The organism is Gordonia sp. IITR100 (assembly GCF_002009645.1).
Taxonomy (GTDB): Bacteria; Actinomycetota; Actinomycetes; order Mycobacteriales; family Mycobacteriaceae; genus Gordonia; species Gordonia hongkongensis.
Genome location: NZ_MVKV01000004.1, coordinates 68,375 through 87,024 on the forward strand (window position 1 = coordinate 68,375; position 18,650 = coordinate 87,024).

The following is an 18,650-nucleotide window of genomic DNA, read 5'->3' on the forward strand; positions in this document are numbered from 1 at the left end:
TGGTCGTCGGCTCGGTCCGGGAGGGCAAGGGGGTTGTGGTCAGCTCGCCGGTCCGGCCCCGAAGACGGTCCGGTACCAGATCGCGGTGAGGATCTCGATGGCCGTGTCGTCGTCGGGTACGGGCCCGGCGGCGTCACCGCGGACCGCAAGCCAGGTCCAGCAAGTGGATTCGAGGGTCGCGACCAGTGCGGACGCCAGCGGTTCGAGCGGCAGGCCGATGGAGTACCCCGCGCGCTCGGCACCGTGCAGACCCGACAGCACCTGCTTCACACCGGAGACCCGGTTGGCCAGCCAGCGGTTGTGGAAATCGTCGTCGGTCATCGACATCTGGAACAGGCCGATGATCTCGGGCAGGTACTTCTTGTACGTCGTCCAATACGCGGTCACGGCCGCGCGGACGCTCGCCTCCGGGTCGGTGTGCCGGGTCGCGAGCGACTGCTCCACCACTTCGTCAGAGAATTGATCCAGCAGGGCTTCGAGCAGCCTGTCCTTGCTGTCGTAGTAGTTGTAGAACGAACCCGTCGAGCGGCCGGCAGCGGCGGAGATGTCCGAGATCTTGGTGTTCAGGTAGCCCTTTTCGGCGAACGTCCGGCGCGCTGCGTCGAGAAACGCGGCCTCGGTCTGGCGACCTTTGTTCGTCGGCGGCACCGTGAGCTCCTTCCGCGGACCGATTCCCCATCGAACCATGTGGACGGGTCGAAGACCGCACTCGAATCGACGAGCAGTGTGACCCTTGTCATCTTCTGAACCTGAATCTAGCATCAGAAAAACCCAGAGACAGGAGTTCGGCATGGAATCGTTCGTCCAGCATCGCAAGGGGCGCACGCCTCGGCAGGTGCACCGAGATGTCGCCGATCTGAAAGACGATGAGCTCGGACGATACGGTTTCACCGGTCGCACGGCACACCTGTATCGACGCAACGACCCGACGCAGTTCCGGGCGGTGGGCACCCACACCGGCGTCGATCGGATCGTCACCGACCTCGTGCCCTCCGACCAGAACGACCCCGCGGGTGAGCCGCTGCTGATGTTCCATAACGAGGACTGCCGGATTTCTTTGAGTCGTCGGAAAGAGGCCGCTCCGTTCTGGTTTCGCCCGGTCGACGGCGACGAACTCGTCTTCGTCCACGAGGGCACCGGGTACTTCGAGACCGAGTTCGGTCGATTGCCCTACCGGCCCGGCGATTACGTATATCTCCCCAAAGGGTGCACCTATCGTCAGGTGCCCGACGGTGCGTCGTTGCTGCTCGTCATCGAGGCGGTCGACGAGTTCCGGGTGCCCGAGCCGGGCGTGCTGGGCAGGTTCTTCCCCTTCGACTCCTCGCTCGTCGTCGTTCCCGAGGCGGAGGCGTTCGACGGTGACGGCCGAGACGAGTACGAGGTGCGGTTCCGGCAGCGAGAGGGGCAGACATCGCTGTTCTACCCGTTCCACCCGCTCGACGTAGAGGGCTGGCGTGGAGACAATTTCCCGTTCACGTTCAACATCGAGGACTACGACGTCATCACCTCCGAGACGGTGCATCTGCCGCCCACGGTGCATCTGTTCATGCAGGCGACCGGGGTGTACGTGATGAACTTCCTGCCGCGCCCCGCCGAGGCGCGCAAGGGTGCCGAACGGCTGCCGTGGTACCACCGGAACACCGACTTCGACGAGATCGCGTTCTTCCACGGCGGCAGCATGTTCGGAGTCGGCATGCCGCCGGGCCTGATCTCCCACGCACCCCAGGGGATGCATCACGGCATCCCGGAGCGGGCGCGAGAGCGTTCCCGGCGCAAGTTCGACGAGTTCGACCGCGTGGAATGGCAGGTGATCTCGATCGACACCCGTCGACGGTTGATCGCCGCACCCGCACTTTTCGAATCCGGGGTCGCGGACTCCGCACAGGCCGACGCCGGGTCACGAGTATGAGCGACCGGGGGGACGTGCCCCGTCACGACTACAACCGCATTCCCTATCTCGTTGTCTTCGATGATCTCTCGGCGTACCAGGACACCTACGGCGGGGTCACCGAGAGTGTGGTGCTCGAGAGCTACCTGCTCCGCCCCCGTGGCGTGGCGTCGAAGAACGTCATCGTCTTCATGCACCCGATCGGGGGCGGCGCCTACTTGCCGATGACCAATGCCCTCGCCCGCGCCGGTCACCACGTCATCTACTGCAACAGCCGGTATCGCGGCGTCGACAGTGCGTTGATCATGGAGAAGGTGGTGCAGGATCTCGGTGCGTGCGTGAAGGATGCGCGCGAACGCCTCGGTTACGAGAAGGTCATCCTGGCCGGTTGGAGCGGTGGCGGCGCCCTGTCGCTGTACTACCAGCAGCAGGCACAGCACGCGACGGTCACCGCGACCCCCGCCGGTGAGCCGCCGGACCTGACCGCCCTCGACCTCCCCGCCGCGGACGGCATGATGCTGCTTGCGGCGCACGTCTCGCGGCACGGGACCCTGACCGAGTGGATGGACCCGTCGATCCTCGACGAGTCGGACCCCGACAACCGCGATCCGGAGCTGGACCTCTACAACCCTTCGAACCCGAACCAGCCGCCGTACTCGGCGGAGTTCCTCGACCGTTACCGCGCGGCGCAGATCGACCGCAACCGGCGGATCACCGCCTGGGTGAAAGAGCGACTCGTCGATCTGCGCGGGCGGGGCGAACCGCTGATGGAGCGCGGTTTCATCGTGCACGGAACGATGGCCGATCCGCGCTGGCTCGACCTGACCGTCGACCCCAGCGATCGCAAGCTCGGTTGCTATCTGGGTGATCCGCGGATCGTGAACATGGGCCCGGTCGGGCTCGCCCGGTTCACCACCCTCCGAAGCTGGTTGTCGCAGTGGAGCTTCGACGACGCCAACGGCGACGGTCCCCGGTGTGCGGCCGATCTCGCGGTCCCGACACTGGTCATCGGCAACTCCGCCGACAACGCGTGCACGCCCAGTCATACGCACCGCCTCTTCGACGCGGTCGGTCATCCCGACAAGACCCTGCACACCATCGTCGGTGCGACGCACTACTACTCGGGCCGGGACCAGATCCCACGCCTGAGTCAAGCGGTCGGGACCATCACCGAGTGGCTGGCCGAGCGGGGGTGGGCCAACTGACGGCCTGGGTTCGCTGAAAACCGCCCGGTGGAAAGTGCTCGGGGACGTAGCGTTCGGTGTCCATTTCTGGTGGGCGGTTATCGGCTGGGCTTTCTCCAGGCAGGCGACCGGCTGCGGTGGTACCCGTGAGCGATGATCTCGGCAATGTCCGCATAGGTGTTGGCCCAATCACCGAAAACCTGCGCATAGGTGACTCGCAACGGAAAGTAACCGCGTGAGATCAGCTTTCGGTCTCGAGTGCGATCCTCCTCGTACTTCTCGATCCCGGTGTGGTGTTCGACGCTGTCCAGCTCGAGCGCGAGCCGTTCTCCGACCAGCAGATCGACCCACCCGACACCGGATACGTGGTGCTGGACCGTGACTCGCAAGCCGGCGCTCCGGAGACGTAGGCGGGCTGCTGTCTCGGTTCCGGACGCGGCGAGTTGGTGAGTCTTCTCGATGGCGCGCTTGATGAACATCGGCGCGTCATCGAACTCGGTGCGGAGTCGTGCGGGTGTGATCTTGCCGGTGTTGAGTGCGGAGTCGCACAGGATGACGAAACCCTCGACGTCGAAGCATCGGGCGGCGTACTGCAATGCTGTCGCGACATCGTCGACGGCGCCGTCGGCCGGAGTCGGCCGACCGTACCGTCGGCACCTGTCGTGGGATCGGCGTCGCTCGTGGCGCGTCACACGCGAGTGCACTTGTTCGGGATGTTCAGGTATCCAGAGTCCGTGGCGTCGTAGCGCGGTCGCACAGGAGACAACGCCATGATCGGCGACTGCCCCGACCACTTCTGGATCGGCGGCCTCGGTCCGGTACCACCCGTGGCGTATCGACGAGAGCGTGCCGGAACGGCACGCATCCCGGATCGATGCGGCGGTCTCACCGGCGGCCAAGAGTTGATGGGTGGCGACGACGCCGCCGAACCGCTCGGTGAGCTCGTCGAAGGTCATGCGGGACAGTGTCTATCGTGGCGGCGGGCAGAACCCGGCGTCCGAGACGTCTGTGGATTACTACGTCAGCCGTGTGAAAACCGCCCGTGGAAAACGGACAGCCGGCAGACCGTCGTCGGGTCCGCTCCACCGGGCGGTCTTCAGACGACGGTCATTCCAGCAGCTTCTTCTGCACCTTGCCCATGGCGTTGCGTGGAAGGGACTCGACGAACCGGATCTCGCGCGGCCGCTTGTGATTCGACAGCTCGCCGGCGACGAACTCGATGAGCTCGGTGTCGGCGACCTGGTCGCCGACGACGTAGGCGACGATGCGTTGGCCCAGGTAGTCGTCGGGGACGCCGATCACCGCCACCTCGCGGACCGCCGGGTGGGCGAGCAGGACGGTCTCGATCTCGCCGGCCCCGATGCGGAACCCGCCGGACTTGATGAGGTCGGTGGCTCGTCGGCCGACGATGCGGTGCATCCCGTCTCCGTCGATGACCGCGACGTCACCGGTCGCGAAAAAGCCGTCGGGAAGCCAGGATTCGGCGGTTGCATCCGGCCGATTGAGATATCCGGACGCCATCATCGGGCCGCGGACGTGGAGATCGCCCACGCTCTCGCCGTCGTGGGGTAGCGGCTCGCCGTTTTCCACCAGCCTTGTCTCCACGTGGGCGAGCGGGAGTCCCACCCATCCGGGCCGGCGCTGTCCGTCGACGCGCGTGCTGACGGTGATCAGTGTTTCGGTCATGCCGTAGCGCTCGACGATCTCGTGGCCGGTGAGCTCGTGGATCCGCTCGAAGACCGGCACGGGAAGCGGGGCGCTGCCCGACACCAGGACTCGCGCCGACGACAGCGTCTGTGCCGCAGCCGGGTCGGCGGCGACGCGGTTCCACACCGTCGGGACGCCGAAGAACATGGTCGCGCCGGATCCGGCGGCACCGGCGTAGGTGTCCGCGGTCGGGGTGACGGTGTGGATCAGTCGTCCGCCCCGTCGCAGGGGACCCAGGACCCCCAGGATCAACCCATGGACATGGAACAGCGGAAGGCCATGCGCCAGAGTGTCGTCGGCGGTCCACAGCCAAGCATCGGCGAGTGCGTCGAGACCCTCGGCGATGCTCTGCCTGGTGATCGGAACACCTTTGGGGAGGCCGGTCGTGCCGGAGGTAAAGAGGATCAGTGCGGTCGAATCGGCGTGCGGTTCCGGGTGACGGTGCCACGATTTCGCGTAGCGGCGGACCGGGATGACAGGAATGGTGGGTTCGGCGGGGGCCTGCCCCAGCCACGCCTGTGCCCCCGAGTCCGCGAGGATGTGCTCGAACTCGCGCGGCCCGGAGTCGGGCGGAACGGGGACGACCGGCACCCCGGCGATCAGCGCGCCCACCACCGCCAGCACCGTCTCCACCGTCGGCGTGGCCAGTACCGCGACGGTTCGGGCGCCGGCGATCCGTTCGGCGACTGCCGTCGCGGCCCCGACGAGGTCCTCGCGCGACAGCTTGTCGTCGCCGACACGGATCACGGCGGGATCGTCCGGTGCGGTGGGGGTCAGGGTGGGCAGCAGCACGTGTTCACTGTGCCACGACGGGTCCATCCCGCCCGTCACCTGCGCAGATCGCCGAGGTCACACGGCGTGCGCCCCGCACGCCGACCGCCGTCGGCGGTGGGACACCCCGACCCGCACTCCTGAGCGCATGCCCTCGGCGCCGATGGCATGATCTCGTGCACACGCAGCGACCGATCGGGGGCAACGATGTCTGAGCGCTTTCACCTGAGCACCATGCGCCTACGAGACCCGGCCGAACCGGGCCGGACGGCCAGCACGCTCGAGCTCTTCTTCGATCTGGTCTTCGTGGTCGCGGTCAGCATCGCGGCCGTCCAGCTCCATCACGCACTCACCGAGAACCACATCGTCGACGGGGTGGTGTCGTACGCCTTCATCTTCTTCGCCATCTGGTGGGCGTGGATGAACTTCACCTGGTTCGCGACATCGTTCGGCACCGACGACTGGCTCTACCGGGTGCTCACCTTCGTCCAGATGGCGGGTGTGCTGGTGCTGGCCGCCGGGATCGAGCCCGCCTTCGTCGACCACGAGTTCACCCTGGTCGTGTTCGGCTACGTGGTCATGCGCGTCGCGATGGTCGCCCAGTGGTTGCGCGCTTCCGGCTCTGCCGGAGACCGCCGCCGGACGACCCGGCTCTATGCCGCCGGGATCGCCGTCGTCCAGATCCTTTGGCTGCTATGGCTCCTCGTACCGTCGGGAGCAGCCGCAACCATCGGGTTCGTGGTGCTCGTCGGTGCCGAGCTCGCGGTGCCGGTGATCGCCGAGAAGCAGGGAAACACTCCGTGGCATCCACACCACATCACCGAACGGTACGGACTGTTCACGCTGATCCTGCTCGGCGAGAGCCTGTTGGCGTCGTCGAACGCCATCATCGAGGCGCTGCACAACGAACAGGAGCTCGCCCCGCTGATCTCGATCGCGATCCTCACGTTCATCGCGACCGCGGCGCTGTGGTGGATCTACTTCTGGCCGCCGCACCACCGGGCCATCGGATCGCTCGCCGACTCCCTCCGGTACGGATACGTCCACTACTTCGTCTTCGCCGCTGCCGGTGCCTTCTCGGCCGGTATCGAGGTCGAGATCGACGTCCTGACCCACCACAGCGAGCTGACGGAAACCCAGGCGTCGTTCACGGTCACGATCCCCATCGCGGTCTTCATCCTGGGCATCTGGTGGATTGCTCTGCGCGCCAACGCCGATCGCGTGGTGAACACCCTGGTACCGGTTGGTGCCGTGCTGGTCCTGCTCGACCCGGTCATCCCGGTCCCGTTCGCCCTGACCGCCGTCTTCCTCGTCGCGATCGTCGTCGTCCTGGTCCTTCGACCACCGCTCACCACGGCCGCTGACCCGCAGGTGTGACTACCGCATCGCCGCCATGATGCCGGTGAGCAGCCAACTGCGTAATCGCGCGGTGCTCCAGTTTCGTTCGACGGTGAAGTAGCGATGGGTCGCCGGGCCGGTGAGATAGCTCAGAATGTCGGCGAATTCGTCGACCCGGGTGTCGGGGATCAGGCCCCGGTGGACGAACCAGTGGCAGCCGGTGTGCACGTCGTCGAGCCGGCGGAGCTCAGACCGCTCGAGCTGTTCGCCGATGGCCGGGTCGGTGTCGGCCGCCAGCGTCGCGGCATGCCATAGATCGGCGATCCGACTGTTGGCGGCGACGACGTGGTCGACGTACCGCCCGATGGCGCGATCGGTGTCGGTGTCGTTCATGATCGCGATGAACTCGGGTCGTTCGAGCAGCGAGACGAACTTCTCGTCACCGGTGAAGGCGCGTTCGAGGACGGCCGTCATGAGGGACGCTTTCGACCCCGCCTGATGCACGGTGCCGACGGACACCCCGGCCTGCTGCGCGATCTGCTGCACTGTGGTCCGCGAATATCCCTGCTGGACGAACAGCGCCTGGGCGGCGTCGAGGATGCGTGTCCGCGTCTGCGCCGCGCTGATCGCGCGCTTACGCGGTGTGTAGGGGCGTTTGCTCACGCCGGCCTCCGATCGGGTCGGACTCCAACGACAACGATAGTAGTGGCGTTGCTGGGCTTTGCCCAAAGATCGATCACAGTCCCCGGAACTCATTTAGCTCGCTGAAGTGCAAAGATGGGACCAATCGCGTGAGAGCGCTCATCCGTCGTCCGATTTGGTTAGAGTCGAGCTCTATCCAAATGGAGGAATGATGTCGACCATTCTGGTGTGCGCCACCCCGCTGGCCGGACACGTCGGTCCGCTCACCGCTGTCGGACGGGTGCTCGCGGATCGGGGTCACGAGGTGATCATGCTGACCGGCTCGCGTTTCGCCGACCGGGTTGGCGACGCCGGGCTGACCGTCGAATCGCTGACCGGAGTCGCCGATCTGGACGAACGTGACCCCGACAGCTTCACCCCCGACCGGCATCGGTACCGCGGACTGGCGCTCTCGCGCTATCAGGTCGAGCGGACGTTCATCGCGCCGCTGCCGGAGCAGGCGACGGCGGTGACATCGGTCCTCGGCCGCCGGAGTGTCGACGTGATCGTGTGCGACGGAACCTTCGCCGGGATCATCCCCCTGCTGTCCCGGCCCCCGGGCCGGCGGCCTCCGGTGATCGGTGTCGGCACCATGCCGCTCGCTCAGTCCAGTCCCGACGTCGCCCCCTTCAACAGCGGCTTGCCGCCGATGTCCGGTCCACTGGGTCGGCTCCGTAACCGGTTGGCTCACATGGCAGTACGACGGGTGTTGTTCGCGTCCACGCAGTCCTCGGCGCGTGACCTGGTCCGACGGGCCGGGGGCTCGCTTGATCATTTCGTCCTCGACCTGTCCAGGGCGTTCGACCGTTTCGTCCAGTTGGGGCCGGCCGAATTCGAGTATCCGCGATCAGATGTCGCGCCGAACACGGTGTTCGCGGGGCCGGTGTTCCCTGGCGGTGCTGTTCCCCCGCCGCCGTGGTGGTCGGAGATGGTCGACGACGACCGCCCGATCGTCCACGTCACCCAGGGCACGCTCGACAACGACGACTTCTCCCAACTGATCGAACCCGCCGTCGCCGGGCTGGCCGAGATGGACGTCCAGGTCGTCGTGACAACCGGCGGTGCGGACCCGGATCCCGTGCCGCGGAACGACAACACGCGGGTCGCGCGGTTCCTCGACTACGAGGCACTGTTGCCGCGCACATCGGTGCTGATCACCAACGGCGGCTACGGCGGAGTGCTGCAGGCACTGCGCCACGGCGTGCCCGTCGTCGTCGCACCAGGGGGTGAGGACAAGCCCGAAGTCGCGGCTCGGGTGGCGTACTTCGGGGTCGGCGCAGATCTGGGGACCCGGCGACCCGCTCCTGCGGACCTCGCCGCGACGGTACGCCGCATCCTGGCCGACGACGACGTTGCCGTTCGGTGCCGGCAGATGGCGCATGCGATCGCCGGTTACGACTCGACCCAGACGATCGTGACCGAAGTCGATCGGGCGGTTCGTCGATCGACCCGCTCATCCTGACCCGCCGCGCGGTCGGTGTCATCCGGATACCCGAATGTCGGCGCACCTGCCGACGACAACCGAGGAAGAGAGCCCGACATGAGTGATGCACGAGCAGTCATCGACGCGCACATCGATGCCTTCAACGGCCGCGCACCGGAGAACGAACCATGGTCCGCCGCCGCGGAATTGGTCTCGCCGGGTGGGGTGTTCACGGGACGGGAGGGCGTACTGGGTTTCCTGTCGGTCTTCCAGGGCGCCTTCTCCGACGGTCGCCTCACCGTTGGTTCGTATGTCGTCGACGGCGACAACGCCTCGGTGGAGGGCACGTTCGACGGTGTCCACGACGGAGTGTTGCAGAGTCCGTCGGGTCCGGTCGAACCCACCGGACGGCCTGTCTCGTTCCGATGGAGTGCGACCTACCGGATCGACGGCTCGGAGCTGATGTCCGAGCACCTGTACTTCGATCAGCTCGACTTCCTCGGACAACTGGGCGTGCTACCCGGATGAGTCGTGCTCGGCGCCGGTTGACCAGGGTCTTCGCGGCCGCGCTCGTCGCCGGTCCGATCGTCTCGGGTACGCAGGGAATCGTCTCGGCGGCACCGGTATCCGCGTCGGCGTCGGTGATCAGCAGTGTGGCGGTCGGGCCGCAGCGGCACGATCTGGTGATCCGTTCGGCTGCGATGGGCCGGAACGTGCCGGTGAGCGTGTTGCACCCGGCGCACTCCCGGTCGCGCGGGACGCTGTATCTCCTCGACGGGGGCGGCCGCAAGACGGCGATCAGCGACTGGATTCGGGAAGCCCGCGCGGACAGGTATTTTCGTGACAAGGACGTCAATGCGGTGCTGCCCGGCGGCCAGGGGGCGTTCTACACGAACTGGCAGCACGACGACGCGACGTTCGGGCGTCCGCAGTGGGAGACGTTCCTGACCGTCGAACTGCCGTCGCTGATCGACGGCCGGTTCCACGGCAACGGGCGGAACGCGATCGCGGGCCTGTCCATGGGCGGCCAGGCCGCGTTCACACTCGCGACGCGCCGGCCGGGCTTGTACACGGGCGTCGGTTCCATCAGCGGTTGCCCGTTCACGACCGGCCCGGTGCACGAAGGGCAGATCCGAGCCGCGATCATCCGGGACGGTGGGGATCCCACCAACATGTGGGGTCCGTGGAACGCGCCGGGATGGGCCGACCACGACCCGGGTCGCCGCCTGCCGACCCTCGTCGGGAAGCGCGTCTTCATCGCGTCCGGGACCGGCGCGCCCGGCCCCCTCGATCAACGCACCCGGCTCGACCCGGGCCGGCACCGTGGGGAGAAGATCGCGACGGGAGCGGTACTCGAGAACTCGGTCAACGCGTGCTCGAACGAGTTCGCCCGCCGGATGAGGTCCGAGGGGCTGCAGCCAGTCGTCCGTTTCCGTGCGATCGGAACGCACGCATGGCCCTACTGGGCCGACGATCTGCCCGTGATGTTCGCCGCACTCGCACCCGGTCTCTGACAGCCCACGAGTGACTTCGCGCCATTCCGGGTACACCGCCCGTATGGCTGACAACGACCCCGCCCGCAAACCGTTCAACCCGCAGAACCCCGACCCGTCCAGCACGGCGGGACTCGAGCCCGGCGGCGGAGTGGCGCCCGGTGACACACCGCCGGCGGAATCCGCGGTCGGTGGAGAGGAGCACGAACCGCCGCAACGCAGGCGTGCCGGCGGCGTGATCGTCATCGCCATCGCGGCGATCATCTTTCTCATCGTCGCGCTCGGTCTGATCGGCCGCGCCGTGGGGCTCTTCTAGGGTTCAGCGCCGTCACCCGGCGTCGACGGGCAGCGGACGCGCCGCCAGCGGATCGCCAGCGCGATCTCACCGATGCCGACGACGAAGAGCACGGGTTGTAGGAAGAAGAACACCTGCAGCAGCGCGATCTGGATGATGATCCAGACCATCAGCGACGACCCGGCGAGCAGGCCGCCGATTATGCCCAACCGCGCGGGCACGGACGGGACGGCGGCGACCACGGCAGCCACCAGGTGGGGTAACGCGACTACGGCGATCAGTGCGACACCGGGAGCGGTCCAGGTCTCGAACGGCGTGTGGGTGAGCCACTCCCGCGGCATCGACCACTGATCGGTCATGAGAGCCGAGCCGCCGGCGAGTGCCGACAACGACACGAACAGCTCCATCCCGGCGAGCGTCCACGCCGTGCCGGTCCGTCGGTTCCCGATCCCCCGTTCGTCGAGGGAGTCGGCAGGCGCGGTCATGGTCGGAAGTCTGCACCGTCCGAGAGCCTCTGTCGTGAGGCAAAGGACACCAACTGAGCCGCACGTCGGCCACGGCGGCGGTGTCAGGGGCGCACCCAGCCGTCGGCGATGAGCTCGACCAGCAACTGGGCCTTGTTCCCGATCGGCCGGCCGGCTTCCTCGTAGCGTCGGGCGACACGCCGATAGTGCTCGCGCACCGTGCTCTCGGCGATCTCGTGGACACGCGACGTCTGACGCAGCGTCGCACCCAATGTGTAGGTCTGGAGGATCTCCAGCTCCCGCTGGGTGATGCGTACCCGGTTCGCAAGTGTGGGTGCGGACGGCGGGGTCGGCGGCCCCACCGCAGTCTCGAGCGCCCGCTGCAGCTCGTCCTCGGCGGCCGGGGCCCGCGGTGAGACACGGATGTGATCGAAGCCCGCGACCCCGTTGCCCACGAAGATCACCTTGACGGTGCGCAGCGATGCCACCCGCCGGACGAACCCGAGCATCGCGGCCGACCGCACCAGAATCGCGCTCGGGTTCCGTAGGGCAGCGAGCTGGGCGGGTTCGACGACCGTCGCGTCGTAGCCGGCGCTCTCCACGAGAGCGGCCAGGGCGGCGTCGAAGATGTCGTGCTCGGCAACGACGGCCGTGATCCGCCGCTCCGGACTCGGCGCGGCAGTGGGCCCGGTGCCGGGGGTCGCCGACCGGGGGGCGTCGTTGAGGGGTACGGACACGTGCCGGGATCTCCTGTCGACTTCGATTCGGCCGGGAGCTGTGAGCCGAACAAACGGCGGGACTCTCTCGGATGATCGACATGGCTCGCGATCGGGCATCGAGAACTTATTTCACGAACGCCAACTTCTTCAGCCTTACGAACGTGAGACGATTTGTCAGCGGTATCTCGAACCCGATGTGGTGATTGCAGGGTAAATAACCACCCTCTCGTCCGATCGGATGCGTGATCGCGCACATCGCGGACATATCGGGCATGATCATGCCTGTGCCGACCGACATGCGGGTCCTTGTCGCCTCCCCGCTGGGACACGTGGTCGCGGTGCCGCTGACCAAGGCGCTCGACCAGGCCACGGTCACCGTTGCCACCGGCCGCGACGAGTTCGTCCAGTGCATCGCCGGCAACGTGCGATTCGACGTCGTGGTGGCGGATCTGATCTGGAACCGACCTGACCTGGAATGGACCTTCGACGGACTCGACGTCATCGACACCCTCGACCACCATGACCGGCACGCGCCGGTTGTCCTGGCGACCCAGGGACACGGGCTGGAACAGGACCATCTCGACGAGGCGCGGTTGCGCGACGAGGTCGCGGGGGTCATCGCCAAATCGGACGGTTTCGCGACGCTGGTCGGTGTTGTGCGCTCGGTGGCGCTCGGCCAGGCCCTGCCCAGGGCCGCGTCGGCGCGCCGTCCACCGCTCTACGAGTTGTTCGATGGTCGGCGCGGCCATACCGCGGGCCGTCTCGCGGGGGCGATTGCGTCGGGCAGCGCCTCGGACAACGCCTCATTGGCCCGCGCCGCCAAGGTGTCGCCGAACACCGCGAACAAGGTGACGAGCCACTACCTCGGGCCCATCATCGTCGAGCGCGGTGAGCACGACGCATCGCTGCCGGTGACCCAGGCCGCCGTCTACCGGTGGTGCGGTCTACACGCGCGATACCTGATCAGCTGGTGCCGACGCCACGGGCACTCCGACGTCCTCGGATCGATGCCCACGTGATCAGTTCGGTTGATCAGTTCGCGTGAACCCCGACGGTCCGGTCTCGCGGTGTCGGCGTCGCGGATTCCGGCACGGTGATCCCGCTCCGCTCGCCGAACCACCGCAGGATCTCGACACCGGCGAGGGCCCCGGTGTCGGCGGTGATCGTGAGCCCGGGCGCCGACCAGCCGAGCGATTCCAGCTCACCGTGCCGCGGGCGGATCGCGTGATCGGCGGCGAGCAACAGGTCGGTGTCGAGCCAGCCGTCGCCGGCCGCGCAGAGCGCTGCCGAGTCGTCGAGGGTGCCGTCAGCGACGAGCCGTCGCCGGACTTCGGCGATAGCTGCCGACTTCGTCACCGGCTGCGGGGTCGCATAGATCTTGCGACCCTGCTGGGAAGCCGTCCAGCCCCGTGCGTCGCACCACTGCTGCCATTGTTCGAGGAACTCCGGCGGTTGGACCGCGGGGTCGACGACCAGGTAACAGAAGAGGTCGTCGGCGGTCCGCAGAGCGGTGACCCAGGAGTCGTCGATGCGTGTTCGGAGTTCGTCGCGGACCTCGTCGAGGGTGGCGCCCGCGCGGGTCACCTCGCGGTCGATGTGCGCACGCCATTCCGGATCGTCGGCGCCGTCGACGAGGATCCGGCCACCGTTGCTGACCACGGCGTGGCGAAATGGGCTGCCCGGCAGCTCGATCCGGGCAAACTGAGCCGGGGTGCGAGTGGTCGTCGGTACGACGACGACCTCACGTGCCAGACGGGTCATCAGTTCGACGGCGGTCGTGGTCATGTACGACAGCGGCGCGTCGCGGTAGATCTCGACGCACACGGTCTCCAGGGTCGCGAACTGCTCGTCGCCCATGGCGGCGCGTGAGTAGATCATGGTCCGGTCGAGATCGGTGGCGACCAGCGCGTTCACGAGTCCTCCTTGATGAGCCCGACACACGAGTACGCGAGATCGGGCGAGACCTCCACGGGCACATCTCGTTCGGCGGCGAGCAACCGGATGTGGCGATGTTCGGGCAGATCGTCGGCGCGCACCAGGATGCGCCACGGTACGCGACGCAGCAGCACCCGCGTCGTCTCGCCGACGCCGGGCTTGACCAGGTTGATCGACGACAGGCCGTACTCGGTCTGGATCTGCTCCACGGAGCGCCAGCCGGACCAGTCGGGCCGGCGTGACTCCGGCGTCATCGCCGACACCGTCGCCCGAACTCGGTCGGCGACTGCATCGAACTCGGCGCTGACGGTGTCCAGGAACAGTCCCGAGACATCGAAGTCGGCGAGATGGCGGTAGAACTTCGCTCCGTGGAACTCGCCCGGACCGATGTGGTCGGCATTCAGGACGGTGCGCGAGACCAGGCCGGAGACAGTGGAATTCAGGCAGGCGGAGGCGATGAGGAAGTCGTCCCTGGTGCCGAACAGGGTCGTGCAGGAGCCGGAGTCGGCCAGCACCGCGAGTTCGTCGTGCAATTGCGGCCGCCCGGTGCGCGCGTACTCGTCGACAGCGGCGGTGAGTTCGCGCTGGATGGCGCCCTTGCCGGTCCAGCCGTCGACGAAGACGACCGACTCCGCCGGGTGCCGCGCCATGATGTGATCGAGTGCGACGGTGTCGATCCCGCGTGCGCGCACGATCGAGATCGTGTAGTGCTGGGGTTCGATGCCGTGGACGGCCGCCATCCACCGTCGGATCAGGATGCCGACCGGGGTGCCGGCCCGCGCCAGCGACACCAGCGTCGGCGTGGAATGCCGCTCGGCCAGAATGAGTTCGGACACCACTCCGACGGCTTCCGCGAGCCGCTGGGCGGAAGACCGTAGCGTCGCATGGAAGAGTTCCTGGTACTCGCGGCCGGGTTGGTACTCGATCGGCAGCGACTCCGCATAGTGGGCCTGACCGGACTGGATTCGACGTTCCCGTTCGCGCAGTTCACCTTCCAGCGCCACGTCGGACAGGTCTTTGAGCAGCCAGGTGACTTCGTCGGCCGCGTACGAACCGAACTCCGGTCCGCACAGCGGTGGTGTGGTGGTGGCGATGTCCATCAGCGCACCGCCTCTCGGGTTCGTGCCAGGGCAGGCTGGTCGGTGGCGGGCAAGACGGCCAGCACCACCGGGTGCCCGGCGGCGGTGAGGACGTCGACGAGTCCACCGGGCGCGCGTAACTCATCGGTGTCCGCCGGCGAGTCGACGATCAGGACGACCTGCGGGTCCGGATGGTAGACGGAGGACACGTTGTAGACATAGCGCGGCGTCTCCGGATCGGGTTCCGGTGCGGTGAACCGGAATCCGCGCCGGAGCGGATACCCCGGGACGTCGTGCACCTGGGCCGGCGACCTCGTGGTGGTCTGGTATCCGGTGGCGAAGCCACGACGCTCCAGCGACTCGGCGATGCACAAGGGTGCGTACATCAGTTCCTCGTGCCCGATCACGACAACCGGGCGCCGCGGATCGAGTTGTGCCGCCACGGTGTCGGCGGCCGCGGTCGCCGCTCGCCGGAAGCCCGTCGAGTCGGTGCGGAGAATTCCGTGCCTCCCGCCGTCGGGAACTGCCGCCGGCCAGTCGAGGGCCACCGCGACCAGGCCGCCGCGCCGGGCTGCCACCGGGTTGAGCTCGTCGGACCCGAGCTGCCACACCGCATCGAGGAGGTCCGGGGGAAGGGTGATCGAGCCGTGCGCGAGCGCCACATAGGCGACCTCGACGCCGAGTTTCGCTGCGAGATCATCGCATTCGGACTTCTGCGCGGGCGTACGCATGTCGACCAGGGACGCCACGACGAACCGCTTACGGGGACGGTCCGCGACGATGGCCTCGATGGCGCCGAGCGCGGTCTTGCCGGTGGAGATCTCGTCGTCGACCAGGATCAGCACCTCGTCCGGCGTCACGGGGTCGAGAAATGCGGGATCACTGGGCTGCAGCAGATGCGTCGTCGCGTGCGAGTGCCCCTCCTCGAAGGTTCCTGACACCGTCACGCCGGCTCGTCTGCGCCGCGTCGAGTGCAGATACCGGGACGCGGAGATGCGTTCGGCGACACAGTGTCCGAGTCCGGTCGCGGTTTCGGCGAAGCCGAAGACGGCGGCGTCGCGTGCCGCATTCGCACCGATCTCGGCGATGATCGCGGCGCCGAGATCGTCGGCGGCGCCACGGACGATGGCGGGCGAGGTCGGGATGTGCTTGCCCAGCACGGTCGAGACCAGCAGATGAGCACGGCGTCGGTTGTGGCGCAAGCCGAGTGAGACGAGGTCGCGGACCGCGTGACCCGGAGTGTCGCCGACGTCGGCGATCTCGACGCCGAAACATTCGGTCACCCAGTCGATGCCGACGGTGTCCGGATCGTTCACGAGTTGGCCGGCCCGGGCGAGGCGAGCGCGGTGAGCAGGTCGACGAACGAAACCCCCTGGCGGGTCACGCCGAAGGCGGCAGCGCGATCGATGACCCGCAAGGCCCAGTTGCGGTGGGGCTTCAGCTCGTTCATCTTGTTGCGGTACGACGACGCCCGTACCCCGCCGGACTCGCCGGCCAGGATGTCGAGTGCATCGTGATACTCCTCGTGGGTGACCGCCGACAACGCGTGCACCGCGGCGACATGCGCGGGGTGGATGACGGTCTTGCCGTGCAGGCCGTTGGCGCGGTCGAGGGTGATCTCGCGAAGCAGACCGTCCATGTCGCGGCTGACGAGCTGCTGCCGGAAGTAGACGGCGTCGTTCTCGCGGAACGGCGTGTGACGCAACATGGGCTGGAACATGCGCTCGTGGTCGGCGAAGTACTCCCACACCGGCCCCGTCACGACGAAACCGCTCTCGTCGCTGCGGCCGAGATGGTTGACGATGCCGGCGATCACATCGGCCGCGACCCGGACGTCGTAGATGGTCAGGTCACGATCCCGGCGGATGCCGAAATGACTACAGATGTCGGTGGCCCCGATGCGCACGGCGAGCACGTGGTCGCGGTGCGCGCTCAGGAGCGACGCGAGGGCGGTCAACTCGTCGTCGCGGGTCTCGCGGTGCACCACCGCGGCCGACTCGAGAACCGGCATGACCCAGAGGTGCTTGTCGAGGATCTGTCCGGCAGCGGCAACGGCGTCGAGCGCCTCGGGTGCACTCTCCGACGAGAACTTCGGGATGACGAACCCGGTCAGCACCGACGGGGTGTCGAGCGCGGTGGCGATCGGCACTATCCGGTCGGCCGACCGCGGACGGACAAACAGCAACATCGGCCGGCACGGGTTCGCGGCGATAGCGCGCAACGCGGCCACGGCGTGCTCGATCGCCTCGGCCTCCTCGTCGTCGGCGACCGCGTCCTCGAGGTCGATGACCATCGAGATCACACCCTCGGCGCGGCGTCGGCGGATGACCTCGGCGAGATCGGGCCGGGTTGCCGGGACGTACAGGGTGGCGCCCAGCGCGACGGCGAGCCGCTGCGCCGGCCAGGTCGGCTCGATCGGCTCGGGCTGCCGGTGGAACAGGGAGTTCGAGACCGACGGCTCCAGGTGGTCGAAGTGCCGGATCGTCCCGGGCTCGAGACCGGTGTCGTCGTGTCGTGCAGTGGTGGTCATCCTGCGGCCACCTGTCCTCTCATCCGCGAAACGATCTCGGTGATCCGGTCGTCCACCGCACGCAGCTGCGTCAGGTAGCTCCAGTAGTCGGGGTGGATGCGATCCAGAACCCCTTTGGCGCGCTCGATCCGGTCGGCCTGAGCATCGAGGACCGAGCCCCATTCGTCAACCAGACGGTGATTGACCGCAAAGAGCTGGGCGTCGCGCAGGCGGAAGCGCACGCGCTGCTCCGCGCCCCGCGGGTCGGCGCGCACCTCCCGCAGGAGTCGCAACCGGTCGAGCACGGCGTCGACGGCCTTCTCCGCGACGGCCAGGTCGTCGCGGGCGGCGTCGGCGCGGCCGATGGCCTGGTCGGGGGCAGCATCGACCATCGCGCGGGCGGCCGCGAGCTCGGCGTCGGCGTGTTCGAGCCGTTCGTCGACGACCGAGCCGTTGCGCTGTAGATCGAGGGAGCAATCGGCACTGAACTCCCGGCGCAGCGCCGAGAGCGTGTCGGGGAGTTGCGCGCTCCGGGTGGACACCGCGCTCCGGCGCGTTTCCACCGAACGGATGACCTGCTGTGCGCGGTCGGCGAAGGCGGGGGCCTCGGCGAGAAGTTGTTCGAGGCGGCGCGCCGAACTGAGTACGGCTGCCGCGGCGGACTGCCGGTCACGCAGCCCCGCGTCCTGGTCGAAAGCCGTGAGCGCACGCGCGAGGTCGTCGGTGGCATCCGACACCGATTGCAGTCGTGCCACCGCCGGTGCGGCGTTCTCCAGGGCGGTCATCACCCGGTTGGCGGCTACCCGGGCCTCGTGGTCCTGGGCGTCGGCGGCCCGTACCGTGGCCCGCGCCCGCTCGAGGGTCTCGGCGTTGGTCTGGGCGAAGTCGCGCATGGAGGCGGTGATCGACCGCAGCGCCTGTGTCGACCGGTCGAGATCCCGGGGGTCGACGCGTGTGCCGGCCGGCGGGGACACCAGCCGGAGGTAGTCCGACGTCGCCTGGGCGTGGTGCTCTCGGATGTCCGACCACGAGGCGCGCAGGCGCGACCGCGGGTCGAGGGCGGCGGTCACCGCGACGGCCGGATCGATCTCGGCCAGGACGGATTCGGACTCCAGGAACGCCGCCGTCATTTGTTCCGATGATGCAGGTGGCGCGGAATTCGTG

19 protein-coding genes are annotated in these 18,650 nt (G+C 67.8%); 8 read left to right on the forward strand and 11 right to left on the reverse strand.

From position 1 onward, the window contains the following. Positions 1–39: 39 nt before the first annotated feature. Positions 40–648 carry a TetR/AcrR family transcriptional regulator gene (locus B1818_RS08870; protein ID WP_078112614.1) on the reverse strand — a complete coding sequence of 203 codons (609 nt, stop codon included), beginning with the start codon at positions 646–648 and terminating at the stop codon, positions 40–42. 142 nt (positions 649–790) lie between these two features. Between B1818_RS08870 and B1818_RS08875 the strand changes: the two genes are divergently transcribed. Together B1818_RS08875 and B1818_RS08880 are read left to right on the forward strand one after the other, a co-directional pair. Beyond that, positions 791–1,909 (forward strand): homogentisate 1,2-dioxygenase, encoded by a 1,119-nt coding sequence (locus B1818_RS08875; protein ID WP_078112499.1) that lies wholly within the window; start codon positions 791–793, stop codon positions 1,907–1,909. Next, on the forward strand, positions 1,906–3,093 hold the full coding sequence (locus B1818_RS08880; RefSeq protein WP_078112500.1) for an alpha/beta fold hydrolase: 1,188 nt from the start codon (positions 1,906–1,908) through the stop codon (positions 3,091–3,093). Before B1818_RS08875 ends, B1818_RS08880 begins: the two co-directional genes overlap by 4 nt. Before the next feature lie 77 nt (positions 3,094–3,170). Here B1818_RS08880 and B1818_RS08885 read toward each other — a convergent pair whose 3' ends face one another. Together B1818_RS08885 and B1818_RS08890 are read right to left on the reverse strand one after the other, a co-directional pair. Next, on the reverse strand, positions 3,171–4,028 hold the full coding sequence (locus B1818_RS08885; RefSeq protein ID WP_078112501.1) for a hypothetical protein: 858 nt from the start codon (positions 4,026–4,028) through the stop codon (positions 3,171–3,173). Between the two features lie 151 nt (positions 4,029–4,179). Further along, positions 4,180–5,571 carry an acyl-CoA synthetase gene (locus B1818_RS08890; protein ID WP_078112615.1) on the reverse strand — a complete coding sequence of 464 codons (1,392 nt, stop codon included), beginning with the start codon at positions 5,569–5,571 and terminating at the stop codon, positions 4,180–4,182. Between the two features lie 186 nt (positions 5,572–5,757). On the opposite strand from B1818_RS08890, the gene B1818_RS08895 reads away from it, so the two are divergent. Further along, positions 5,758–6,927 (forward strand): low temperature requirement protein A, encoded by a 1,170-nt coding sequence (locus B1818_RS08895; RefSeq protein ID WP_078112616.1) that lies wholly within the window; start codon positions 5,758–5,760, stop codon positions 6,925–6,927. Here B1818_RS08895 and B1818_RS08900 read toward each other — a convergent pair whose 3' ends face one another. Then, positions 6,928–7,551 (reverse strand): TetR/AcrR family transcriptional regulator, encoded by a 624-nt coding sequence (locus B1818_RS08900; protein WP_078112502.1) that lies wholly within the window; start codon positions 7,549–7,551, stop codon positions 6,928–6,930. 187 nt (positions 7,552–7,738) lie between these two features. Between B1818_RS08900 and B1818_RS08905 the strand changes: the two genes are divergently transcribed. From B1818_RS08905 to B1818_RS08920, 4 genes are all read left to right on the forward strand, one after another. Further along, on the forward strand, positions 7,739–9,031 hold the full coding sequence (locus tag B1818_RS08905; RefSeq protein WP_254859616.1) for a glycosyltransferase: 1,293 nt from the start codon (positions 7,739–7,741) through the stop codon (positions 9,029–9,031). 78 nt (positions 9,032–9,109) lie between these two features. Beyond that, on the forward strand, positions 9,110–9,520 hold the full coding sequence (locus B1818_RS08910) for an ester cyclase (protein ID WP_078112503.1): 411 nt from the start codon (positions 9,110–9,112) through the stop codon (positions 9,518–9,520). After that, the gene (locus tag B1818_RS08915) at positions 9,517–10,506 is read left to right on the forward strand and encodes an alpha/beta hydrolase family protein (RefSeq protein ID WP_240198999.1); all 990 of its coding nucleotides are present in this window, start codon (positions 9,517–9,519) and stop codon (positions 10,504–10,506) included. Before B1818_RS08910 ends, B1818_RS08915 begins: the two co-directional genes overlap by 4 nt. A 43-nt stretch (positions 10,507–10,549) precedes the next feature. Continuing rightward, entirely contained in the window at positions 10,550–10,801 is a 252-nt protein-coding gene (locus B1818_RS08920; protein WP_078112504.1) for a DUF6480 family protein, read from the forward strand. On the opposite strand, the gene B1818_RS08925 is transcribed toward B1818_RS08920, so the two are convergent. Together B1818_RS08925 and B1818_RS08930 are read right to left on the reverse strand one after the other, a co-directional pair. Then, positions 10,798–11,265: a hypothetical protein gene (locus B1818_RS08925; RefSeq protein WP_058252900.1), complete on the reverse strand. Its 468-nt coding sequence runs from the start codon at positions 11,263–11,265 to the stop codon at positions 10,798–10,800. The genes B1818_RS08920 and B1818_RS08925 overlap by 4 nt on opposite strands. A gap of 83 nt (positions 11,266–11,348) precedes the next feature. Next, positions 11,349–11,981: a helix-turn-helix transcriptional regulator gene (locus B1818_RS08930; protein WP_231742531.1), complete on the reverse strand. Its 633-nt coding sequence runs from the start codon at positions 11,979–11,981 to the stop codon at positions 11,349–11,351. A gap of 260 nt (positions 11,982–12,241) precedes the next feature. Between B1818_RS08930 and B1818_RS08935 the strand changes: the two genes are divergently transcribed. Continuing rightward, positions 12,242–12,982 carry a response regulator gene (locus tag B1818_RS08935; protein WP_078112619.1) on the forward strand — a complete coding sequence of 247 codons (741 nt, stop codon included), beginning with the start codon at positions 12,242–12,244 and terminating at the stop codon, positions 12,980–12,982. Positions 12,983–12,995: 13 nt separating this feature from the next. Here the strand turns inward: B1818_RS08935 and B1818_RS08940 are convergent, their stop codons facing one another. Genes B1818_RS08940 through B1818_RS08960 form a run of 5 tightly spaced genes read right to left on the reverse strand, consistent with a single transcriptional unit; the run spans position 12,996 to position 18,616 of the window. Continuing rightward, positions 12,996–13,877 carry an HAD family hydrolase gene (locus B1818_RS08940; RefSeq protein ID WP_078112505.1) on the reverse strand — a complete coding sequence of 294 codons (882 nt, stop codon included), beginning with the start codon at positions 13,875–13,877 and terminating at the stop codon, positions 12,996–12,998. Then, entirely contained in the window at positions 13,874–14,998 is a 1,125-nt protein-coding gene (locus tag B1818_RS08945) for a cysteine protease StiP family protein (protein ID WP_078112506.1), read from the reverse strand. The genes B1818_RS08940 and B1818_RS08945 overlap by 4 nt, the downstream gene beginning before the upstream one ends. Continuing rightward, positions 14,998–16,293 (reverse strand): phosphoribosyltransferase family protein, encoded by a 1,296-nt coding sequence (locus B1818_RS08950; protein WP_078112507.1) that lies wholly within the window; start codon positions 16,291–16,293, stop codon positions 14,998–15,000. The genes B1818_RS08945 and B1818_RS08950 overlap by 1 nt, the downstream gene beginning before the upstream one ends. Beyond that, positions 16,290–17,507 carry an HpcH/HpaI aldolase/citrate lyase family protein gene (locus B1818_RS08955; RefSeq protein WP_078112508.1) on the reverse strand — a complete coding sequence of 406 codons (1,218 nt, stop codon included), beginning with the start codon at positions 17,505–17,507 and terminating at the stop codon, positions 16,290–16,292. The genes B1818_RS08950 and B1818_RS08955 overlap by 4 nt, the downstream gene beginning before the upstream one ends. Beyond that, positions 17,504–18,616, reverse strand: a complete 1,113-nt coding sequence (locus tag B1818_RS08960) for a hypothetical protein (protein ID WP_078112509.1) — start codon at positions 18,614–18,616, stop codon at positions 17,504–17,506. The genes B1818_RS08955 and B1818_RS08960 overlap by 4 nt, the downstream gene beginning before the upstream one ends. Between the last annotated feature and the right edge of the window lie 34 nt (positions 18,617–18,650).